General features: G+C 37.3%; 21 protein-coding genes. 11 read left to right on the top strand and 10 right to left on the bottom strand.

All coding sequences use genetic code 11. The features are described from left to right. The first annotated feature begins 74 nt into the window (after positions 1-74). Positions 75-851, top strand: a complete 777-nt coding sequence (locus ACG94X_RS09450; RefSeq protein WP_419383475.1) for a glucose 1-dehydrogenase — start codon at positions 75-77, stop codon at positions 849-851. Positions 852-1,042: 191 nt separating this feature from the next. On the opposite strand, the gene ACG94X_RS09445 is transcribed toward ACG94X_RS09450, so the two are convergent. Further along, positions 1,043-2,008: a TerC family protein gene (locus ACG94X_RS09445; protein ID WP_419383503.1), complete on the bottom strand. Its 966-nt coding sequence runs from the start codon at positions 2,006-2,008 to the stop codon at positions 1,043-1,045. Between the two features lie 276 nt (positions 2,009-2,284). Further along, positions 2,285-3,499, bottom strand: coding sequence for a sugar transporter (locus ACG94X_RS09440; RefSeq protein ID WP_419383474.1), 1,215 nt, complete (start codon positions 3,497-3,499; stop codon positions 2,285-2,287). Between the two features lie 162 nt (positions 3,500-3,661). Here ACG94X_RS09440 and ACG94X_RS09435 point away from each other — a divergent pair, with 162 nt between their 5' ends. The 3 genes from ACG94X_RS09435 (at position 3,662) to ACG94X_RS09425 (ending at position 4,813) form a co-directional block, all read left to right on the top strand. Further along, positions 3,662-3,949 (top strand): GNAT family N-acetyltransferase, encoded by a 288-nt coding sequence (locus tag ACG94X_RS09435; RefSeq protein ID WP_419383473.1) that lies wholly within the window; start codon positions 3,662-3,664, stop codon positions 3,947-3,949. A gap of 107 nt (positions 3,950-4,056) precedes the next feature. Continuing rightward, positions 4,057-4,341 (top strand): GNAT family N-acetyltransferase, encoded by a 285-nt coding sequence (locus ACG94X_RS09430; protein WP_419383472.1) that lies wholly within the window; start codon positions 4,057-4,059, stop codon positions 4,339-4,341. A gap of 94 nt (positions 4,342-4,435) precedes the next feature. Beyond that, entirely contained in the window at positions 4,436-4,813 is a 378-nt protein-coding gene (locus tag ACG94X_RS09425; RefSeq protein WP_419383471.1) for a hypothetical protein, read from the top strand. 82 nt (positions 4,814-4,895) lie between these two features. Here ACG94X_RS09425 and mpl read toward each other — a convergent pair whose 3' ends face one another. Then, complete coding sequence (mpl, locus tag ACG94X_RS09420; protein ID WP_419383470.1) at positions 4,896-6,263, bottom strand: UDP-N-acetylmuramate:L-alanyl-gamma-D-glutamyl-meso-diaminopimelate ligase; 1,368 nt, start codon at positions 6,261-6,263, stop codon at positions 4,896-4,898. Between the two features lie 148 nt (positions 6,264-6,411). Here mpl and ACG94X_RS09415 point away from each other — a divergent pair, with 148 nt between their 5' ends. The 5 genes from ACG94X_RS09415 to ACG94X_RS09395 all read left to right on the top strand — a co-directional run bounded on the left by ACG94X_RS09415 (position 6,412) and on the right by ACG94X_RS09395 (position 11,113). Further along, positions 6,412-6,960 (top strand): hypothetical protein, encoded by a 549-nt coding sequence (locus tag ACG94X_RS09415; RefSeq protein WP_419383469.1) that lies wholly within the window; start codon positions 6,412-6,414, stop codon positions 6,958-6,960. A gap of 15 nt (positions 6,961-6,975) precedes the next feature. Continuing rightward, positions 6,976-7,320 (top strand): DMT family protein, encoded by a 345-nt coding sequence (locus ACG94X_RS09410; RefSeq protein ID WP_419383468.1) that lies wholly within the window; start codon positions 6,976-6,978, stop codon positions 7,318-7,320. Between the two features lie 166 nt (positions 7,321-7,486). Then, complete coding sequence (purE, locus tag ACG94X_RS09405) at positions 7,487-7,999, top strand: 5-(carboxyamino)imidazole ribonucleotide mutase (RefSeq protein ID WP_419383467.1); 513 nt, start codon at positions 7,487-7,489, stop codon at positions 7,997-7,999. Between the two features lie 26 nt (positions 8,000-8,025). Then, a complete protein-coding gene (locus tag ACG94X_RS09400; protein ID WP_419383466.1) occupies positions 8,026-9,147 on the top strand; it encodes a 5-(carboxyamino)imidazole ribonucleotide synthase in 1,122 nt (373 codons plus the stop codon). A gap of 676 nt (positions 9,148-9,823) precedes the next feature. After that, positions 9,824-11,113, top strand: coding sequence for a lytic murein transglycosylase (locus tag ACG94X_RS09395; protein WP_419383465.1), 1,290 nt, complete (start codon positions 9,824-9,826; stop codon positions 11,111-11,113). A gap of 444 nt (positions 11,114-11,557) precedes the next feature. Here the strand turns inward: ACG94X_RS09395 and ACG94X_RS09390 are convergent, their stop codons facing one another. From ACG94X_RS09390 to grpE, 5 genes are all read right to left on the bottom strand, one after another. Next, positions 11,558-11,935: a hypothetical protein gene (locus tag ACG94X_RS09390; RefSeq protein WP_419383464.1), complete on the bottom strand. Its 378-nt coding sequence runs from the start codon at positions 11,933-11,935 to the stop codon at positions 11,558-11,560. 128 nt (positions 11,936-12,063) lie between these two features. Further along, positions 12,064-12,984: a matrixin family metalloprotease gene (locus tag ACG94X_RS09385; RefSeq protein WP_419383463.1), complete on the bottom strand. Its 921-nt coding sequence runs from the start codon at positions 12,982-12,984 to the stop codon at positions 12,064-12,066. A 235-nt stretch (positions 12,985-13,219) separates the two neighbouring features. Beyond that, on the bottom strand, positions 13,220-13,633 hold the full coding sequence (locus ACG94X_RS09380; protein WP_419383462.1) for a hypothetical protein: 414 nt from the start codon (positions 13,631-13,633) through the stop codon (positions 13,220-13,222). A 107-nt stretch (positions 13,634-13,740) separates the two neighbouring features. After that, on the bottom strand, positions 13,741-15,684 hold the full coding sequence (gene dnaK, locus ACG94X_RS09375) for a molecular chaperone DnaK (RefSeq protein ID WP_419383461.1): 1,944 nt from the start codon (positions 15,682-15,684) through the stop codon (positions 13,741-13,743). Between the two features lie 179 nt (positions 15,685-15,863). Then, positions 15,864-16,403 carry a nucleotide exchange factor GrpE gene (grpE, locus tag ACG94X_RS09370; RefSeq protein WP_419383502.1) on the bottom strand — a complete coding sequence of 180 codons (540 nt, stop codon included), beginning with the start codon at positions 16,401-16,403 and terminating at the stop codon, positions 15,864-15,866. A gap of 806 nt (positions 16,404-17,209) precedes the next feature. On the opposite strand from grpE, the gene ACG94X_RS09365 reads away from it, so the two are divergent. Continuing rightward, positions 17,210-17,461 (top strand): hypothetical protein, encoded by a 252-nt coding sequence (locus ACG94X_RS09365; protein ID WP_419383460.1) that lies wholly within the window; start codon positions 17,210-17,212, stop codon positions 17,459-17,461. Between the two features lie 86 nt (positions 17,462-17,547). Here the strand turns inward: ACG94X_RS09365 and ACG94X_RS09360 are convergent, their stop codons facing one another. After that, positions 17,548-18,555 carry a putative solute-binding protein gene (locus ACG94X_RS09360; protein ID WP_419383459.1) on the bottom strand — a complete coding sequence of 336 codons (1,008 nt, stop codon included), beginning with the start codon at positions 18,553-18,555 and terminating at the stop codon, positions 17,548-17,550. 534 nt (positions 18,556-19,089) lie between these two features. Continuing rightward, positions 19,090-19,866, bottom strand: coding sequence for an AraC family transcriptional regulator (locus ACG94X_RS09355; RefSeq protein WP_419383458.1), 777 nt, complete (start codon positions 19,864-19,866; stop codon positions 19,090-19,092). A 126-nt stretch (positions 19,867-19,992) separates the two neighbouring features. On the opposite strand from ACG94X_RS09355, the gene ACG94X_RS09350 reads away from it, so the two are divergent. After that, positions 19,993-21,210 (top strand): MFS transporter, encoded by a 1,218-nt coding sequence (locus tag ACG94X_RS09350; RefSeq protein WP_419383457.1) that lies wholly within the window; start codon positions 19,993-19,995, stop codon positions 21,208-21,210. Positions 21,211-21,220 lie beyond the last annotated feature (10 nt).

Below are 21,220 nucleotides of genomic sequence, written 5' to 3'. Positions count from 1 at the left end.
AGTTACATTTTTTATGAATATTAATTTAATTTTAGCGGATAGACTGAATAAAAACCCATCAAAAGGTGTTGCATATGAAAGCATATTCATCGTTATTAAACTTAGATAATTATGTTGCAATTGTAACAGGAGGTGGCAATGGTATTGGCGCAGCGACTTGTAAATTATTAGCACAGCATGGCGCAAGTGTCGTTGTTGCAGATTTAAAATTAGATGCAGCACAAAAAGTTGCTGGTGAAATAAAAGCCCAAGGCGATCAGGCTATAGCGATAGAATGCAATGTATTGAAGGATGAAGATCTGGTTCGTTTAGTTGAAATGACGGTCAATCAGTATCATAAAATTAATATTTTAGTGAATAATGCGGGTGGTGGTGGTGCAGGTAGAGAAAGCCCAGAACATTTTAGCGTTGAACAGTTTGCCCGTACTTTTCAACTCAATGTTTTTAGTGGTTGGCGTTTATCTCAGCTATGCGCACCTTATATGAAGCAAGCTGGTTTAGGTTCTATCATTAATATTTCTTCGATGAGTTCAATTAATAAAAGTCCTGCAATTAGTGCATATGCATCATCTAAAGCCGCGATTAATCATATGACGGCTAATTTAGCCTTTGATTATGGCCCTGAAATACGCATTAATGCTGTCGCACCAGGAGCTATTCGTACGGATGCTTTAGCTTCAGTGTTAACGCCTGAAATAGAGAAACGAATGTTGTCTCATACTCCATTACAACGTTTAGGAGAAGCAGATGATATTGCAGGAGCTGTCTTATATTTTGCGGCACCAATATCAAAATGGGTCAGCGGACAGGTCTTATTTGTCAATGGTGGTGGTGTACAAACACTGGATTAAAATCACGTTTTAATTGAAGCCTGATTAAATCACTCAGTTTTTCTAAAAACATTATTTTAATGGTTTAGATCAAAGTGAATGATTGAATGAATATTGACCCTTTATACAGACATTTTTAGTTCTAGCAGATATAAAAAAGCCTTCCAATTGGAAGGCTTTCGGTTTTATGTGAAGGTCAATTCATCACTCAATTATAAAGTCGTTTCGTCATGTTTATTATTGTGACGAATAGACAACCAAGCAGTGATTGCTAAGGTAATAATAATAAAGCCTAAAGAGATCCAAATTGGCATGTGGAATACATCAAGTATTAACATTTTAAAACCAATGAACACAAGTATGATGCCTAGACCATAAGGCAAGTAATGCATTTTAGATGCTGCACCTGCCAATAAGAAGAACATTGCACGTAAACCTAAAATCGCCATTAAGTTTGCAGTTAATACAATGAACGGATCACTGGTCACCGCAAAAATTGCAGGAATAGAATCCACGGCGAAAATTACGTCTGAAGCTTCAACTAAAATGAGCACTAAAAATAAAGGGGTCGCCCATAACAGACCATTTTGACGAACAAAGAACTTCCCCTCTTCAAGATTTGGCGTGATACGCATATGTTTACGTAACCATTTTAAAATCGCCATATCTTCAATATTCGCGTCTTCTTCGTCTTGCCCTTTTAGGAATTTAAAGCCTGTATAAACAAGGAACGCACCGAAAATATAGAGAATCCATGAAAATTCTTGTACGAACCATGCGCCAATAAAGATGAAGATGGTACGCAGTACAATTGCGCCGAGTACGCCATAAAGCAGAATTTTACGTTGTAAAGCAGGTGGAATGGCAAATGCAGCGAAGATCATTAACCAAACAAATACGTTATCAATCGCTAAGGATTTCTCTAAGAGATAACCTGCGATATATTCCATTGTTTTGGTATTTGCAATTGCAACACCAGCAGTCTGTTGTAAGTAAAGCCATAAACCGCCAGCAAAAAGCATGGCTACAGAAACCCATGCAAGGCTCCAGTAGGCAGCAGTTCTAATTTTAACGTCTTGACCTTCTTTTTGTTTAAAACCCAAAAAGTCGATGATGAGCATAACTGCCACAATGGCAAAGAATGCGAGGTATAACCAAGGGTTACCAATGGATTCCATAAAATATCTCCAGATCTGGCAAGCAGGCATAAAAAAACCTTGACCTGTTGCCAGATGAATAAACATCTGTATCAACATGATCAAGGTCTTGCCCACATTATCTTATATTGATAATGCTCAGATACCGGCTTTTTTCAAAGCGTAATGACGATATTCTGATAGGAGGCTACTCCCCTTGTTCAACGAATTTGTTTTAAGAAATGAATGTTCTTTCTTAAGATGGTTTAAGAATCGCACAAAAACCATTAAAGAGCAAATATTAAGGCTATTTATTATTCAGCCTTTGGCTGATGGGATAAAATCTTGGCGTTGAACTAAAATTAAAGCTACAAATGTTCCCAATACGGCAAGGATACCGCCTGTCACACCAATAGAGTTGAGTCCATAACCCATTGTGACTAGACCACCAAGCAATGCGCCACCTCCAATACCGACATTGTATAACCCCGAATAGATTGCCATAGAGACATCGGTGGCATCTGAAGCGAGACTGAGTGTTTTGGCCTGCTGCGCTAAACTGAAACAGATAATAGCCATGCCCCAGAATAAACTGAGAATGCTGAAACTGACAAAACTGGTGGATAATGGCATCAGCAATAACATCGAAATGGCTAAAATTGTACAGCTTAATGGAATCGCTACTTTAGGATATTTCGTACCGAATTTTCCAAATAAATAAGACCCTAAAAAGCCTGCTGCGCCGTAAATTAACAATAATGTTGTGGTTTGAGATGAACTGAAATGGGCAATATTCAGCGCAAAAGGTTCAATGTAGCTATAAGCGGTAAATTGAGCAGTAATTACAATGACGGTGAGCGCAAATACAATCATCAGGCTTGGGCGCTTGATTAACACTTTTAAACTACTCAGTGATCCTGAGTTGACACTCGGTAATCGTGGCAATGTTTTGGCTAAAATCACACAGATCATTGCTGCACCCGCTGCGATTAAAGCAAAGGTATTACGCCATCCGTAAGCTTCACCAATCATTCGTCCAAATGGAATGCCGAGTACCATTGCCAATGCTGTACCTGTAGCGAGTAAACCAAGTGCTTGGAATCCTTTGCCTTTCGGTGCAACACGCACTGCCAAAGATGCTGTAATTGACCAAAATAATGCATGAGCAAATGCAATGCCGATACGGCTTGCCAAAAGAACATCAAAACTCCATGCAAAATAAGACAGTGCGTGGCTAACCACAAAAACAATAAACAGCGCAATGAGTAAAAAGCGCCGTTCGATATTTTTGGTTAGCAACATCATTGGCAAAGATACAGGTGCAACCACCCATGCGTAGATGGTGATCATGATACCGACATCGGTTGCAGGCATGGTAAAGCTTTGACCGATGTCGCTGAGTAATGCGACGGGAATAAATTCGGTGGTATTAAAAATAAAAGCAGCAAAAGCCAGACTAATAACGCTGATCCATTGCTGCGTTTCACTGGGTGATGGTTGTAGCGTTGCAGATTGAGGAGATAGAGATGACATGGTCAGTAATTTAAGAAACTAGCATTAAATTTTAGGCTGATTTGAATGACTTGTTAAGCAATAATTATTGAGCGAAAATTTAAACTGTCAGACAAAAATTAACAATATCTAAAGGGTGTTTGTGGCATTTTGGGTTTGCTTATATGCTGAGAGTAAAGAAAAATGTTAGAAATCAAACATAAAGATGATGGTGCAAAAGGCGAGTTTTATATTGGTGAAGATGGTTATCATTTAGCAGAAATGACGTATACATGGGCAGGGGAAGATAAATTTATTATTGACCATACTGTTGTGAGCGATGAATTACGCGGTGAAGGTGTCGGTCACAAATTATTGAACAATATAGTTGAATTTGCCCGTGAAAAGAATGTCTTGATTATTCCTTTATGCCCTTTTGCTAAGGCTGCTTTTGAGAAAGATTATAAAATCCGTGATGTGTTATTTACCTAATTTTGATTCAGTGTGTTCATGCTTTAGTAGGTGCTGAGTTGTGATTTGATGATGGGCTTTGCTACAGTGAGTTCATCATAAAATTTTTAAAATGAATGAGATTAATCATGCAATTTCAGCACGTGGACAACGCCCAAAACGGTGAATTTTATTTGGATGATGATTTAGGCAAACGTATCGCCGAGATCAGTTATATTTGGAATGGTGAGGATAAAATTATCGCTAATCATACGTGGGTAGATGACTCATTACGTGGGCAAGGTGTAGCACGTCAGTTATTGGATACTTTGGTTGATTTTGCACGTGAAAAGCAGTTAAAAATTGTTCCGACCTGTTCATATGTCGAAGTCATGTTTCGCCGTGAGAAAAGTTTTGCAGATATTGCTGCCTAAAAATAATTTTTTAAGTCTTTTAAATAAAATAATCAATAACCTAAAATAGTTAAGGTTAACATCATACAATTTAAAAAAAGTCAGTCAGTTATATATGCTTAAAAAAACCATAATCATGTTTTTATTGTTGATCAATTCATCGTCCAGTTTTGCAGCTACTTGTTTTGAATCTAATTTACAAACGTATAAATATCAACATGAAATTGAGCCTCGTTTAGCATTGATTGTTAAATCTAAACAAAGGGTTTATTTCTATTCTGCGCCACAAGAAATTTGTAAAATGGGTGATCAATTTATGATTCAAAATGATCAGGTGATTGCATATTCAAATTACAAAGACAAAGCACAACAAGAATGGTTATATGTCATGTATGCCAATAAAAATCATGATGCCGATGAAGAAGATAATTTGGTTGAAGGTTGGATAAAGTTGAAGGATTTTGATCAAAATATGGTGTTGTCATCTGAATAAAAAATTCAATAATTAAAATATGATGGATTTTGACCAATAAAAAAACCTGTACTAAGCAGGTTTTTTTATTATCTAAAATGACTTACTTCGCATTAAGTGCTGTAATCAATTTCTGATGCAATCCACCAAAACCACCATTGGACATAATCACCACAGCATCACCCTCACCTGCTTTTGCCACTACAGTATTAATAATGTCATCCAAAGTACGGGCAATCACAGCTTTATTCGGTGCAGCATCAATCACAGGTTGTAAATCCCAGTCCAGACCTTCTGGTTGATACCAAATGACTTCATCTGCCAAACGCGCAGAATGAGCTAAACCATCTTTATGCGAACCCATACGCATGGTATTGGAACGAGGCTCAATAATTGCCCATAACTTACGTTCAGCTAAACGCTTACGCGCGCCTTCAAGTGTGGTATCAATCGCAGTTGGGTGATGTGCAAAGTCATCATAAACCTCTATGCCATTTACAGTGCCAAGCAATTCCATGCGGCGTTTTACACCGCCAAAGTTTGACAATGCTTCACACGCAGTTTCAATGGATACACCGACATGTTCAGCTGCTACAATCGTTGCCAAAGCATTTGCCACACTGTGTTGCCCTGTCATATTCCATTGAACAGTGCCTTTAATTACGCCGTGTTGTAGCACTTTAAAATGTGAGCCATCGGCAGAAAGTTGCTCTGCATAGACTTGAGCTGTGTCATTGGCATCTAAAGATGTGCGAATGACAGGTGTCCAACAGCCCATTTCTAATACTTCATCAATATTGGTTTCTGTAATTGGCGCAATAATACGACCTTCACTTGGAATGGTACGGACTAAGTGGTGGAATTGTTTTTGAATGGCTGCAAGATCATCAAAAATATCGGCATGGTCAAATTCTAAATTATTTAAAATCGTAGTTTTAGGATGGTAATGCACGAACTTAGAGCGTTTGTCGAAGAATGCAGAATCGTATTCATCTGCTTCTACACAGAAGTATTGACCACCGCCTAAACGTGCGCTTTCACTGAAACCTAAAGGTACACCACCAATCAGAAAGCCTGGATTTAAACCTGCCTGATCAAGTACCCATGCGAGCATAGTCGTGGTGGTGGTTTTACCATGTGTACCTGCAACACCGAGGACATGTTTGCCTTGTAATACGTGATCTGCAAGGAACTGAGGACCTGAAATATACGGTAGACCTTCATTCAGCATATATTCCACAGCATCGATGCCACGTTTCATGGCATTACCCACGATGACTAAATCTGGATGTGGTTGTAAATGGCTGCGGTCGTAGCCTTGCATTAAAGTAATGCCTGCATTTTCCAACTGGGTGGACATAGGTGGATACACATTCGCATCTGAACCTGTCACCTTATGTCCTAAATCACGCGCCAATAACGCCAATGAACCCATAAAGGTGCCACAAATACCCAAAATATGCAGATGCATTCGTTCTAACTCCACTGCTTTTATAGACACATCACTTTATTGTTGTGGTGTCGTGGTTAATTCGATTTGAAAGCAACGATAGCAAGGGTTAGATTGAAAAGATAGTAAAAATTAGTTAGAAATAACTTTTCAATTTAAGAATAAATTTATGGCATCTTTCATATTTAAAGAAGTCTTGAATGACTTGATGGATTACTTTTTATTGAGTGACCTCAATAATTTATTGGCGTATAAAAGCGAACAGCATTTGTCTGATGATTTAATTCATGAATTTACAACAAACCAATCAGGTGATGATGTCGTTCAACAAGGCGTAATGATCGCTTTAGCTGGCATTGATAATTTGCCATACACTATTTTAGTTAAAACAGAAAATGAAAAATCTGAATTCACGGCTCAACAGCATCGTTTGATTCATTGTCAAAGTGGATATGTACTTCAAGTTAAACATAAACAAATTAGACTGTTTACGATGCCTTATTTAAAGAAATTTACAGTATTCACTCTAGATAAAATTGAACAATTGAAGACGGTAAAAATCAATTTGGAGAATGGTTGGTATACCGTAAATATTTATGCAGGATTTCTCCAAATAAGCGGTGAAGAGCAAGCTTGCATTGAATTTATTTTAGAGCATGTTGACCAACAACCATTATTTCAAGCAAACATCCAATATATGTATCACTTGGAAAATTAACAGCAGAGTTTGATCATGAGCATTTCCCTTCCCCTTCTATTACTCATAATCTCTAATTGTTTTATGACGCTCGCTTGGTATGGGCATCTCAAGTTTTTACATGGTGCGCCATTGTGGCAAGCGATACTTTTTGGATGGGTGGTTGCCCTACTCGAATATAGTTTCATGATTCCTGCAACGCGTATGCTCGATCAACATGGTTGGTCATTGGGACAGATGAAAATCACGCAAGAAGTCGTGACTTTACTGGTTTTTGTTCCTTTTATGATTTTCTTGTTTAAACAACCCTTTAAACTCGATTATTTATGGGCAGGCTTTTGTTTAATGGGCTGTGTGTTTTTTGTTTTTAGAAGTCAGTAAACCTGTATCAGGCAGATTTTTTTAAAAAATAATGAAAATATCACGTTGTATCATCTGTAAAATTTTATAGAGATGAAAAATCAGTCTATAATAGCGAGCTCTTATTCATTAAACCCTGATCTCTTCAGGATTTAAGCCTTCCTACTTCGTTTACGGAATATTTGCAATGAATGCGGCCGCTGTACAAGACGCTCCTCTAGTTGGAATTATCATGGGTTCTCAATCAGATTGGGCGACTCTCGAAAACACTGCCAATATGCTAAAACAGCTTGGTGTCCCTTTTGAAGCTGAAGTCGTTTCTGCACATCGTACGCCAGATCGTTTATTCGAATACGCTGAAACAGCACGTGAACGTGGTATTCAGGTGATTATTGCAGGTGCAGGTGGTGCAGCGCATTTACCAGGTATGTGTGCGGCAAAAACTGATTTACCTGTACTGGGTGTTCCAGTGAAATCGTCTATTTTAAATGGCGTAGATTCATTGCTTTCAATTGTACAAATGCCAGCAGGTATTGCTGTGGGTACTTTGGCAATTGGTCCTGCTGGTGCGACCAATGCAGCGATTATGGCAGCTCAGATTCTAGGTCTTACACGTCCTGAAATTGCAAAAAATGTTGCAGATTTCCGTGCGGCGCAAACCGATAAAGTTGCAAGTAAAAATATTCCAGGTCAAATCTAAAGTCAGGCTAAAACGGGACACACCTTATGAATAAAACCATCGGTATTTTTGGTGGTGGTCAGCTAGGCCGTATGATGGCGCAAGCAGCGCTACCGTTAAATATTCAATGTACTTTCTTTGAAGCCACTGCAGATTGTCCATCGGCAATACTAGGTCAAGTATTTTTAAACAAAACTGAAAATAGTTTGCAGGATTTCATTGCAAGCGCAGATGTATTCAGCCTTGAGTTTGAAAATACTCCACTGCTTGATGTAGATGTATTGACTAAGCAAAAAGATTTACATCCGCCACGTCAGGCATTGGCAATTGCACAGCATCGCCTGTCTGAAAAAGCCTTGTTTGATGAGCTGGATATTCCTGTTGCGCCGTATAAAGCTGTTACTTCGCTTGATGAATTAAAAGCATCAGTTGAGCAACTGGGTTTACCTATCGTACTAAAAACTTCCCGTGGTGGTTATGATGGTAAAGGTCAGTTCGTGTTGCGTTCAGTCGATCAGATCGATCAGGCTTGGACAGAACTTGCTCCTGCGGGTGAATTGATTGCAGAAAGTTTTGTGACTTTTTCGCGTGAAGTATCCATTATTGCAGTACGTGGTATCGATGGTGATGTGAAAACATGGCCATTGGCAGAAAACCATCACCATAACGGCATTCTTTCGCATTCGATTGTTCCTGCGCCAAACAGCACAGATTTGCAGCCTGTGGCACAAGATTACATCACCCGATTATTGAATCATTTAAACTATGTTGGTGTGTTGACGCTTGAATTGTTCGTAACCGAAAAAGGCTTATATGCCAATGAGATGGCACCACGTGTGCATAACTCTGGGCATTGGTCTATTGAAGGTGCAATCTGTTCACAGTTTGAAAATCACGTCCGTGCAGTGGCAGGTTTACCATTGGGTTCTACAGAAGTGGTTCGTCCAACGGTGATGGTGAATATCATCGGGCAGCATCCTAAATCTGAAGATGTTTTGGCTTTAACAGGTGCACATTTACACCTTTATAATAAGACAGAACGTGAAGGTCGTAAGATTGGTCACATTACGTTAATGCCGAATGATTCTACTGAATTGACTGCGTTATGCCGTCAATTGGCGAAAATTTTGCCGAATCCATTGGCATTAAGCGAAGATATGAGCATCTAAATGCAATATTGTTGGTAAAGAAAGCGGTCAGCATATTGACCGCTTTTTTATTGTTTTGAGTTCTGTATGATGGCTTTCGCTAATTTTATGGATCACAGAAACTATCAATCATCGACATTTACACAGATTAAATTAAATATTAAAGCAATAATTGTTATAAAAATATACAAATAAAAAGGAAAGAAAGACGCTAAAAGTCTAAAATAAAATGAATTCAAAGTTTATGTAGAATCTTTAAATTTAAAAATTATAATTAAAAAACATAAAAGTTATCCACATTTATTTTTGGTGATAGAGGATCTGATATTTTAAATTCAAAACTTTAAATTTAAAAATTCCTAAGCTTTGAATTTAAAAATCAACTCTGTGGGTAAGTTTTTTAAGCTTCACTTATTGGTAGGAATTGTGGATAAAAATAAAAGGTTTAGTGATATTTATTGTGGTTTTGAATTTAAAAGGTAGAGCTATATAATAAGTATCCGGTTTAAATTTGAATTCAAAATATAAGTATTGATGTTTTGTGGGTAACTTTTTTAAATTTAAAAATCGTTCCGTTGGGATTATGAATTTAAAATAGAACAATGAATTCAAAGTTTACGTTTTTACATCTGTCATTTTATTCACAGGCTGTTAAGGTAGTTACATAATTTAAATTTAAAACGATCTTGTGGATATTATGCGTTATTTATCATTATTTTGTGGATCTGCTTTACTGGCTATGTCTAACTCTAATGCTGAATTGATTCTAAACGGTCAATCCTCGGCAGGCGCTACAATGACAAAAATATCGAATCCTACATTTTCTCCCAATTCTAATTTTCAAAGTTGTATTGCCAATTTACGCTCACAAGCAATTTCTACGGGTGTTAGTGGATCAATATATGATCAATATACACAAAATTTGACGCCTGATTATTCTGTGATTGATAAATTAAATTATCAACCTGAATTTTCTACACCCATTTGGGATTATCTATCCGCTTTAGTGGATGATGAACGTGTTGAAAAGGGTCGCCAAATGCTCGCTCAGCATCGTGATGTTTTAAATCGTGTTTCAGCGGCTTACGGTGTTCCTGCGGAAACTGTTGTTGCTGTTTGGGGGGTAGAAAGTAATTTTGGTGATATTTCTGGAAAATATCCATTATTACAAGCGTTGGGAACCTTGAGTTGTGAAGGACGCCGTCAAAGCTATTTCCGTGGTGAGTTTTTTGCCACCATGCGTATTTTACAACGTGGTGATTTAAGAGAAGAGCAGCTCAAAGGTTCATGGGCTGGAGCTTTTGGGCATACCCAATTTATGCCATCCACTTATGAAGAACTTGCTGTCGATTTTGATGGCGATGGTCGCCGTGATTTGGTTTCTAGTACATCGGATGCTTTAGCATCGACTGCGAACTTTTTGAAAAAACGCGGTTGGCAAACAGGAATGCCATGGGGTTTTGAAGTCAATATTCCAGAAAGTGCATCTGTTGGTGGTGAAAGTCGTCGTAATAAAAAATCCTTGAGCTCATGGGTAAATCGTGGTTTTACTCGTATCGATGGAACACCAATTATTCAAGGTAATTTATCTGAAAACTCTCAAGCAGGTCTGATGACGCCAGCAGGTGCAAATGGCCCTGCATTTCTTGTATTTAAAAATTTTGATGCGATTTATAGCTATAACGCAGCTGAAAGCTATGCGTTGGCAATTGCTCACTTGTCCGATCGTATGCAAGGAAAAGGCGCGATTGTCACTGCATGGCCAACCAATGATGCAGGTACATCTCGAGCAGAACGCCGTGAAATTCAGAATTATTTATTGAAGAAAGGCTATGCGATTGGCGATGCAGATGGCTTGATTGGGGATAAATCTCGGGTTGCTATTCAGCAAGAGCAAATTAAATTAGGTCTGAGCCCAACAGGACGCGCAGGACAACAGATTTTAAAAGTATTTAGAAATGATCATGCGAAAAATCTAATGCAGTAAATTTGAGATTTTTGAATTTTGGATAGAAAAAGCTCGACTTCAGTTCGAGTTTTTTCTTTATGATGAAATAGATATTGTAGAAGGTAGCCATGTAACCATAATGAATAATGAGATTTTAATCAGACGATTGAGTAAAGTCGCTATAGAAACTGGAAACCACTAACAATCTATTCATAAGCTTTTAAATATGCTGTCTAGTTTTGAAAAAATTAGATTTACGCTTTCTGCACAAGTGTATGATCAGGTCTTAATATATTGCGATCAATAATTTAATTCATGATTTTTATAGAAGTACTTTAGATATAATAAAAATGTATGGGTGCATGTAGAACATGAACCGATATAGCTGAATTTTCCGCAACAGGATCATGATGCTGTTATTCAGCAATTAAAAAGGTCTGCGCCAGCCATTACTCACACAGACCTTTTCTATTTTCTCAGAATTTATTCAATTGCAGATTGATCAAGTTTAACCGCTTCTAATACATCTAAAATAACGGTTGTAACATCCTGTGTATGATCACGATCATTAAAAATTTCATAAGCCGTAATGGTCACATCTGTATCGCTAGGTAGTTGTTTTTGTTCTTCTTCAATCAGGTGTTGAATAGGTAATAAAGTCTGTTTAATTTCAAGGTGTAAGACATCTTTAAATTCAATGTTTTCATCTTCAAGTTCAATCATATGCTCATTGAAATAGGGCAATAGAACAGCATTGAGATAAGGCTGTAGTTCTGTAATATCGAAGATTGCAATATCACGAGTCTGTTCAATCGTGCTGATATGATCATTTACTTCTAAAAGAATATGATAATAGCTCATTGGAATCCCCTTAATTGCGTTATTTTACAGAAGAACAATAACATGATTTTCAATAGAAATGAGTTAAAAAAATTAAATACATAAATAAATTATGGGTTTAATTTAAAATAAAAACAGTAATATTCTGTTTATCTATTGTTTGAATTTAACATGGCTAAATCCGCAGCGGTTAAATGAAAATTTTGTAAATTCTGCTCTTTCATTGTCGGGAACATTAAGGCTTTTGGGTCTGTATTATGGTCTAAACCTAAAGCATGCCCAAGTTCATGGGCAATCGTAACACGTAGATCATCATCCGATTCAAATTCATAAACCTGTATCATTTTCCCATCAAATACGCCTTTATCAAATTGGCGTGGTTGGAAGCGATGATTAAATTGATCAACAGATTGGTTGAATTGCTGATTCACAGCATTTAATTGATTCACTTGTTGGTTGAGCGAATACACTTTTTGATTGTAGTCATCGAGCTGCTGTTTTAATTGAGCTTGTTCTATCACCAATTGATTTTTTTGTTGATCTAGTTCTAACCTAGCCGAAGCATTTAGGTTTTGCTGCGTTTGGTTTAAATTATTCACCAGTTGATTGAATTGATCTACTTTATTTTGATAATTAGATTTTTGTATATCTAGTTCACGGTTTGCTGTGTCTAATTCAGCATTAAGCTGTTGAATTTTCTGTTTTTCACTTTGTGTATATTGTTGGGTATTTTCCAGAATACGCATTTCTTGGTTTCGCGTTGTAGATTCAGCTTGGCGCTGGTCATAGATTAAATTAATACTTAACTGCGCATTGGGGTCATACACAAACAAGCTTTTCATTGTACCGACATGCCAAATATCGGCAGCTTGTTGTGCCAAGTTTTGTACTTGTTCTTTACTGAGATTAAAACGCGGATCTACTTCACCAATACGATAACGTAACCGTGTATCTAAAGGATGAGAGATTCGATCCACTACGGAATTGTGATTCAACTGTGGATACATCGTGCGTTGTATCGCAAAATATGCAGTAAAAACAATGAGGGTGAATAGAATCCAAAAGCGCATGGTTGATTTGAAAATAATTTTTGTTATCGATAATTTATCTGAAATTTAAACAATCACAAATGGTTAATCACATAATTATTGTCGTATCTAAATAAATGGCTATTTAAACAGATGATTTGGTGATATTTGAGCTGAATCTAACCATCCATAAAGTACAAAATAAATGTAACAATACTAAAAAACCTATTCATCCATTGCTATTTTTTAAATAATTTCATGTGGATATAGATTTTATTTAATCTTGGAATAAGGGTTGATATAGTGAAGGTGTCACTAAAATCATCAATAATATGCCTGAGCAAACGAATGCAAGGTCATTAAAAATTGCAGCATAGCTACTCATATAAATCCAATGCATATAAGGCATGAAATAAATCAGATATATTGGGAAAAAAGTATAAAGGTATGCTTTTCTTGCCCATTCTTTTTTGAAGCATAGCCCAATTACAATCACCAATAAGCTTAAGAGGACAATAGACATGAGGCTCAATTCCCACGTTTTCGGGTCTTGATATAGCACTTTATCGAGTAGTTCTAATTCAGGCGCTGTACTATACATATCAATGCTTGCAGCAATAATGGGCAATACAAATTGTGCAATGATCAGCGTGTAATAGACAGTCAAGGAAACCGCAGGAATATTTTTCATTTTGAAGCCCATTTTCTTTTGATTATACGGCTAGAATAAATTTCGTCCATAAAAAAACCGCGCTTTCGCGCGGTTTTTTCTCTTTCGAGTTTGGTTAAAGCGACAAATTATTTTTTGTCATCTTTAACTTCAGTGAACTCTGCATCTACAACGCCATCATCAGATTTTTGCTGTTGTTGACCTGCATCACCACCGAACTGGCTAGGATCGAAACCTTCAGCTCCGCCTTGACCTTGAGCAGCTTCATAAGCACGCTGAGAGATCGGCATGATGATGTTTTGTAAAGCTTCAGTTTTTGCTTTAATCACGTCAACATCATTTTCTTTAGTTGAAGCTTCAAGCTCAGTTACTGCAGTTTCAATCGCAGTTTTTTCATCAGCAGTCACTTGTTCACCAAGATCTTTCACTGCTTTTTGCGAGCTAGAAACTAAAGCATCAGCTTCGTTACGTGCTTTCGCAAGTTCTTCAAATTTACGATCTTCTTCAGCATTCGCTTCAGCATCTTTAATCATTGCTTCGATTTCAGCATCAGACAAACCTGAGTTTGCTTTAATCTGGATCGATTGCTCTTTACCAGTGCTCTTATCTTTAGCTGATACTTTTAAAATACCATCAGCGTTGATGTCGAAAGATACTTCAATTTGTGGCACACCACGTGGCGCAGGTGGAATGTCGCCCAATTGGAAGTTACCTAACAATTTGTTTTGCTGAGCCATTTTACGTTCACCTTGGAACACAGAAATGTCTACAGCAGGTTGGTTGTCAGCAGCAGTTGAGAATACTTGAGATTTCTTCGCAGGAATCGTCGTATTTTTCTCAATGATCGCAGTTAACACACCGCCCATTGTTTCAATACCAAGTGTCAATGGAGTCACATCAAGTAAAAGTACGTCAGTTTTGTCACCAGACAATACCGCACCTTGAATTGCAGCACCCATTGCAACAGCTTCGTCAGGGTTCACATCTTTACGCGGTTCTTTACCAAAGAATTCCTGTACTTTCTGTTGAACCATTGGCATACGTGACTGACCACCTACCAAGATTACGTCAGAGATGTCAGAAGTCGAAAGACCTGCATCTTTAAGCGCAATACGGCAAGGCTCAATCGTACGAGCAACTAAATCGGCAACTAAACCTTCAAGTTTCGCACGCGTTACGTTGATCACTAAGTGTTTAGGACCAGTCGCATCTGCCGTGATGTACGGAAGATTAATTTCAGTTGCATTCGAAGAAGAAAGCTCAATTTTTGCTTTTTCAGCTGCTTCTTTCAAACGTTGTAATGCAAGTGGATCTTGTTTCAAGTTGAAGTTTTGTTCTTTTTTGAACTCTTCAACAAGGTATTCAATCAATGCATTATCAAAGTCTTCACCACCAAGGAATGTATCACCATTGGTCGATAATACTTCGATCTGTTGATCGCCATCTAGGTCTGCGATTTCAATGATTGATACGTCAAAAGTACCACCACCTAAGTCATAAACCGCGATTTTACGATCGCCTTCTTTTTTGTCCATACCGAACGCAAGTGCAGCAGCAGTTGGTTCGTTGATGATACGTTTAACTTCTAAACCAGCGATTTTACCCGCATCTTTAGTTGCTTGACGTTGAGCATCATTGAAATAAGCAGGAACGGTAATAACCGCTTCTGTTACTGTTTCACCTAAATAATCTTCAGCTGTTTTTTTCATCTTTTTCAAGATTTCAGCTGAAATTTGTTGTGGTGCCAGTTTCTTATCGTTTACTTCAACCCAAGCATCACCATTGTCTGCTTTGATGATTTTGTACGGTACAAGACCGATGTCTTTTTGAACCGCTTGGTCTTGGTATTTACGACCAATTAAACGTTTGATTGCATACAATGTATTTTTAGGGTTAGTCACTGCTTGACGTTTCGCAGATTGACCAACCAAAATTTCACCATCTTTGTACGCAACAATAGATGGAGTTGTACGTGTACCTTCAGCGTTTTCAATTACTTTAACTTTATCGCCTTCAAGTACTGCTACGCATGAGTTAGTTGTACCTAAGTCAATACCGATAATTTTAGCCATGAATCTATTCCTCTCAATTCTTTTGAACCTTTTAATTCCCCATTTTGAAAAAGAGAAATTAAAAGTGATTTTCTTGTTATCCGATATGAGAGCCATTCAAAATTTTTCAAGTCATCATTTAAGAAAAATCAAGAAAATATTTGAAAAACTCTCGAATATAGAGTGTTTATGGATGGTGCTTATGCACCGACCAACACCATTGCAGGTCGTAGTAGACGACCATTTAAGCTATAACCTTTTTGCAAAACAGTACCAATTTGGTTCGCTGCTGCATTTGGATCGATACCCACAGCTTGATGAAGTTCAGCATTGAAACCATTGGTTGTATCTGCTTCGACTACACCAAATTTCTCTAAAGCAGCCAATAGCGATTTCAAAGTGAGTTTTACACCTTCAAGAACAGGCGTTTCTTCTTCACCCGCAGCTTGAATTGCACGCTCAAGATTATCGACAGAATCTAGTAATTCTTTGGCAAATTTTTCGAGCACAATATCTTTATGCTTTTCAGATTCGCGTTGAATACGTTCTACACTTTTCTGCGCTTCATAAACTGCATTTGCAGTACGTGCTTTTTCAAGTTTTAGGCTTTCTTCGAGTTTTTGAATTTGAGCTTGTAAATCTTCAACGGTCACTTCAGCTTGCTCTGTTTCAGCCTGAGTTTGCTGTTCGGCTTGCTCGTTTTGAAGATCTTGAGCGTCTTGGTTTTGCTCAGTCGCCATTGATTTACTCCGTTTAAATGGGTTCTTAAACATGTACAGTCCTTTTCGGCGTCAGATTCACTGCGTTAGCACTGAACTGCCATGATTGTTTAATTCATGAATACTTAAGAAGTATGGGCGAGTCGCTAAAATTCAAGCCATTGCAGTGCTTATTTAGAAAAAATTACTGATTTCTACTGTGATTTATTGAATAAAGTTGATATTTGGACAAAAGACTTGGCTTTTCGGTAGATCAACGAATAAAAATCTGAAATACGAAAATATAAAAAATAGTATTTTCTGCTACGGAATATCTTGGAAAAAGGGCAGTCATTTTATAAGTTTGATATATGTTTTTTTCAAGGTTTAAGTGTTAGTTGTATTGAATAGAGACTGTATAAAAATACAATTGAGCGATGATAAGTCTTAGATCCGAACATTGTTATTTATTATTATTCTAAATGTACTTTGATGGTTTAACCCATCTTCTCAGATAAAATTTTGTGTCTAAAACACTGCTTACAATGTAAATAATGTGAGTTTTGCTAGAGATAAATATATTTTTCATTTCATAATCATGAGCAAATTAATCTCAATATAATTTTAAAAAATGAATGAATATCATATAAATAGGCCGTTTATTCAGTTTGGTAAAAATAATACTTTGATTTAATAAAACATTGCAGAACTTATACCGCAACCCATTAAAAGTCTTACCAAGCTCTAACGAAGTATACGAAAAAATGAGAAATGATAGGCAACACGGCGACAGTGACGACGTTGCCGTTATTTTTTATTTTTTAAATTCGAGTGAAAAGGAATATATGATGAATAAGTCAGGTCTTATTTTTGGATTATTGGCAGGTGTTGCAGTATTAAATACAGCATGTACTTCAACGGAGTCAACACAATCACCTACAACTACACAAGTCGCACCGACAAGTACGGATGCTCAACAATCCTCAATAGTCGAACCCATTCAACAGGGTGCTGCTGCGCAAAGTGATGCAAGTATGCAACAAACACAGCCTACGCAAGCGACTGAAGCGCCGTATGTTGTAGATGAATCTGCTAATTAATAAGTTATAAATTTAAAAATCAGACAATATAATGGATGCCTTTATTGTCTGATTTTTATTATTTTAAATGAATACTGCCCAATCTTTTACTCACCTGATAATGAACATTCAAAGTTAGTACGGTCTACAGTACAACGCGCTCTTTTTAATACAGACATCATGGTTGGGTCGTAGACACCTTGTTTGGTTAAATCCATGCGTCCGTCACGTAACAGTTTTTGATATTTTTCTGTATCTGCTTTACTCAAATTCATACGGTATTTTGCAGGAATACTTTCTTCCAAGCGCTTAATCATATTGAATTGACGTGGTAGTTGTTTGATAAACCATGCTCTAGATTCGTTGCCAAATGCAGCAGGGAACTTTTGTGATCTATACACGAGGTCAGCAGTGACGTTTAATACTGGAAAATTCATCAAAGCACCTTTTGTACCTAGACCTTTCTCCATTTCCAAGGGTTTAAATGCATAAGCAGGAGCACCGACCATAGGCACTTCTCCTGTATTAAATTTTTTCACAAAATTAGAGATATCTGAAGGAACAGGAATCGCCCCTACACGTTCAACCATCGCAATTTGTGCTTTATCATAAGACAGTACCGCAAATTTTTTACCACGACCTTTTTCAATGGTATTAATAGCCCGATCATTAACAAAAATATAGGCTGGGCCAATTTGACCAATGCCGCCAATTTCTATTTCTTCACCATCGATGGTTGTTTTTAAACGTTTTACATTACGTTTATCCAGTACGAAGGTAATCGCCTTTAAAGCAATGGCGTTATTTGGAATCCCCCCAAGTGCATCAATTGAACCTGCAAATTTATTGTATTGGCGTGCACGCATGGTGGTGATATAAACCGCATCACACTTGCCACTTTTAAAATCTTTATCGGCAAGTTCTTCACTTTGGTAAGAAATCAATTGGACATCTGTATTCCAGTTTTTGGCTGCCAAAGCCCATTCTTCCATCATTTTATAGGACTCACCGGCTTTGCCTAATAAGTCAAAAACACAGATGGCTTGTTTTGCTTGAGTGGCACTTGATAATCCCAATAATACGAGCGTGCTAAGTGCAAGAAATTCCTTTTTCATTTTATATCCTTATACTTATGTCGAAACTATATGTTAGTTAATATAATTATCTTGTTATAATTTAAATAGAGTTTTTACTCTATTTACCGATAAGAGTAATATCACTAGTCTATAATTTGTATAATTAAATAGGTTTAAAAATGATTATTTTTATAACAATGCCTTATTTTATTATATCTCATGCTGATTTATCAATATTTCAATCTTGCAAAAAGCATGTTTATTTATCGTTATAATGTATAAATAAAATACAATAAAAATCATATCATTTGGGTGGATAACCGAGAGATTGATAGATATGATTTTTAATTATGAGATATAAAACACGTTTTCAAATGTAATAGAATGTGTATTCTATTCATATTACTTTGAACATATACAACTTTGAAAAATAAAATGTATAGCATTTTTAGAATAATTTGAGCTGAGTTTAAGTCGCATTAGCCTTTTGAATATTTAAAGTGAATATACGTTTTTGAAAAAACCGTTTTTAGATTAGTTTTATAATGACTGCAAATATCTCGATCAAAATATTCACGAAGCATTATTTTTAAAATGCTGCGGTGCAACACCCAAATGCTTTTTAAACATGGCACTAAATGCGCTAGAGTTTTGATAACCGAGTGTTTCTGCAATTCGTGAAATTGACTCACCGCGTGATAATTTTCCAAGTGCTAAGGCAATGTGCATTTGTTGAATCCATGCCCGATAGGCTAAACCAGTCTCTTTCTGGAATAGGCGAATCAGTGTTCGGCTACTGGTTGCGATCTGATCTGACCATGTATTTAAATTTTTAATATTATGTGGATTTTCAAGTAATTCTGAACAAATTGAAATGAGCCGTGGATCTTTTGGCCATGGAATAACGATGGGAAATGTTGAAGCTAGTTTGATTTCTTGGAAAATTAAAAGTTGTAATGATTTTTCTAATTCTTCATCAAGTGACGGCGGATTTTCACTCATTTCATTAAGTTGATTTAAACGTAGGACTAATTCACGTAAAAGATTGCTCATTCGCACTAAAAAACATTGATTTCCAATCGGTTGAGAGGCTTTTTCTTCCACTAAAGCGGTGCTTAGGCGAATGTCGCTTAAAGAAACCACACTATGCTCTACAAAAGCAGGAATCCACAAAGCACATTGTGGTGGAACGATCCAGACATTATCAGATGTATAGACCCGAATTGCGCCTTCAGAGGCATATAAAAGTTGAGCACGGTTATGATAATGAGGTTCAATGATGCTGCGATAAGGATGTTGAGACCCCATAGCAATCACCAGTTTTTGTGATTCTTCACTGTATTTTTCCATCAACTTGACTCAAAAAAGAAGCATAGGATTTTTTATCTTGTCACTTAGGCAATGATTATTGGAACATAGCTGTATAGATGACAAATTAACATAGCATACTCAAATGTAATTAGGGAGCGCTCAGCAATGCAAACATCTGCGCAAACACAGCAAGATACAGACAATGATCAAAATAAAAATCAAGGCATGGTGGTTTCAATCATCTGCGCAGTCGCAGTTGCACATTTATTGAATGATCTGATTCAAGCATCGTTACCTGCGATTTATCCCTTATTAAAAGATAATTTTGCACTAAGTTTTGCTCAAGTCGGACTAATTTCACTGGTTTATCAAATGACTGCATCGCTGTTACAACCGTGGATTGGGCTGTATACCGATAAGCACCCTAAACCGTACTTGTTGCCCCTTGGCATGATTGTGACGTTGTGTGGTATCGGATTATTAGCCATCGCCCCGAGTTTTACCGTCTTGTTAATGGCTGCGGCATTGATCGGGGTCGGTTCATCGACCTTTCATCCCGAAGCTTCTCGTGTAGCACGTGTTGCCTCAGGAGGGCGCTTTGGTACAGCTCAGTCAGCTTTTCAGGTGGGTGGAAATACAGGCTCTGCCATTGGCCCTCTGTTAGCTGCTGCGATTATTGTGCCCAATGGTCAAATTGCTTCGGCGTGGTTTATGCTTTTTGCTTTTATTGCCGTTTGTGTATTGTTTAAAGTGAGCCATTGGACGATTCATCATGCCCATAAATGGGTTAGTAACAGCGCAGCATCTACAGCCCATAAATTGCATGGTAAAACTTTGCTTCGAGCTTTGATTGTGATGTCATTGTTGATTTTGGCAAAGTTCACTTATATTGCAAGCTTAAGTAATTATTATACTTTTTACTTAATTGAAAAATTTCATGTGCCGTTACAGCATGCGCAATTGTATTTATTTGCTTTTTTAGCGGCTGTTGCGGTAGGCACATTTGCAGGTGGCCCTATTGGTGACCGTATTGGGCGTAAAGCCGTAATTTGGATTTCTTTTATTGGGATGGTGCCTTTTGCATTGATGATGCCATACGCCAATTTATTGTGGACAGTAATATTTACGATGCTGGCAGGAATGATTTTGTCTTCTGCATTTGCGGCAATGGTGGTTTATGCGCAAGAAGCAGTTCCTGGGCGTGTAGGCATGGTTGCAGGGATGATGTTTGGATTAATGTTCGGAATCAGTGGTATTGCAGCAGCAGCTTTAGGTGTGCTTGCAGATACTCATGGTCTTGAATGGGTCTTTAAGTTGTGTTCATTTATTCCACTTTTAGGATTGTTAACAGCATTTTTACCGAAGACCAATGGTAAAGCATGATTTGTGCTTT

This window comes from Acinetobacter psychrotolerans (assembly GCF_048552595.1).
GTDB lineage: Bacteria > Pseudomonadota > Gammaproteobacteria > Pseudomonadales > Moraxellaceae > Acinetobacter.
Note: the sequence above shows the minus strand (reverse complement) of the source record. Positions and strands in the feature narration are given on the sequence as shown.

Bases quoted from the DNA above. Each gene is read 5' to 3' on its own strand.
- ACG94X_RS09440 (WP_419383474.1), bottom strand. From the start codon at position 3,499: ATGTCATCTCTATCTCCTCAATCTGCAACGCTACAACCATCACCCAGT.
- ACG94X_RS09360 (WP_419383459.1), bottom strand. From the start codon at position 18,555: ATGAAAAAGGAATTTCTTGCACTTAGCACGCTCGTATTATTGGGATTA.
- ACG94X_RS09365 (WP_419383460.1), top strand. From the start codon at position 17,210: ATGAATAAGTCAGGTCTTATTTTTGGATTATTGGCAGGTGTTGCAGTA.
- dnaK (WP_419383461.1), bottom strand. From the start codon at position 15,684: ATGGCTAAAATTATCGGTATTGACTTAGGTACAACTAACTCATGCGTA.
- ACG94X_RS09350 (WP_419383457.1), top strand. From the start codon at position 19,993: ATGCAAACATCTGCGCAAACACAGCAAGATACAGACAATGATCAAAAT.
- mpl (WP_419383470.1), bottom strand. From the start codon at position 6,263: ATGCATCTGCATATTTTGGGTATTTGTGGCACCTTTATGGGTTCATTG.
- ACG94X_RS09445 (WP_419383503.1), bottom strand. From the start codon at position 2,008: ATGGAATCCATTGGTAACCCTTGGTTATACCTCGCATTCTTTGCCATT.
- ACG94X_RS09425 (WP_419383471.1), top strand. From the start codon at position 4,436: ATGCTTAAAAAAACCATAATCATGTTTTTATTGTTGATCAATTCATCG.
- ACG94X_RS09435 (WP_419383473.1), top strand. From the start codon at position 3,662: ATGTTAGAAATCAAACATAAAGATGATGGTGCAAAAGGCGAGTTTTAT.
- ACG94X_RS09400 (WP_419383466.1), top strand. From the start codon at position 8,026: ATGAATAAAACCATCGGTATTTTTGGTGGTGGTCAGCTAGGCCGTATG.
- purE (WP_419383467.1), top strand. From the start codon at position 7,487: ATGAATGCGGCCGCTGTACAAGACGCTCCTCTAGTTGGAATTATCATG.
- ACG94X_RS09385 (WP_419383463.1), bottom strand. From the start codon at position 12,984: ATGCGCTTTTGGATTCTATTCACCCTCATTGTTTTTACTGCATATTTT.
- ACG94X_RS09390 (WP_419383464.1), bottom strand. From the start codon at position 11,935: ATGAGCTATTATCATATTCTTTTAGAAGTAAATGATCATATCAGCACG.
- ACG94X_RS09430 (WP_419383472.1), top strand. From the start codon at position 4,057: ATGCAATTTCAGCACGTGGACAACGCCCAAAACGGTGAATTTTATTTG.
- ACG94X_RS09395 (WP_419383465.1), top strand. From the start codon at position 9,824: ATGCGTTATTTATCATTATTTTGTGGATCTGCTTTACTGGCTATGTCT.
- ACG94X_RS09450 (WP_419383475.1), top strand. From the start codon at position 75: ATGAAAGCATATTCATCGTTATTAAACTTAGATAATTATGTTGCAATT.
- ACG94X_RS09410 (WP_419383468.1), top strand. From the start codon at position 6,976: ATGAGCATTTCCCTTCCCCTTCTATTACTCATAATCTCTAATTGTTTT.
- ACG94X_RS09415 (WP_419383469.1), top strand. From the start codon at position 6,412: ATGGCATCTTTCATATTTAAAGAAGTCTTGAATGACTTGATGGATTAC.
- ACG94X_RS09355 (WP_419383458.1), bottom strand. From the start codon at position 19,866: ATGGAAAAATACAGTGAAGAATCACAAAAACTGGTGATTGCTATGGGG.
- grpE (WP_419383502.1), bottom strand. From the start codon at position 16,403: ATGGCGACTGAGCAAAACCAAGACGCTCAAGATCTTCAAAACGAGCAA.
- ACG94X_RS09380 (WP_419383462.1), bottom strand. From the start codon at position 13,633: ATGAAAAATATTCCTGCGGTTTCCTTGACTGTCTATTACACGCTGATC.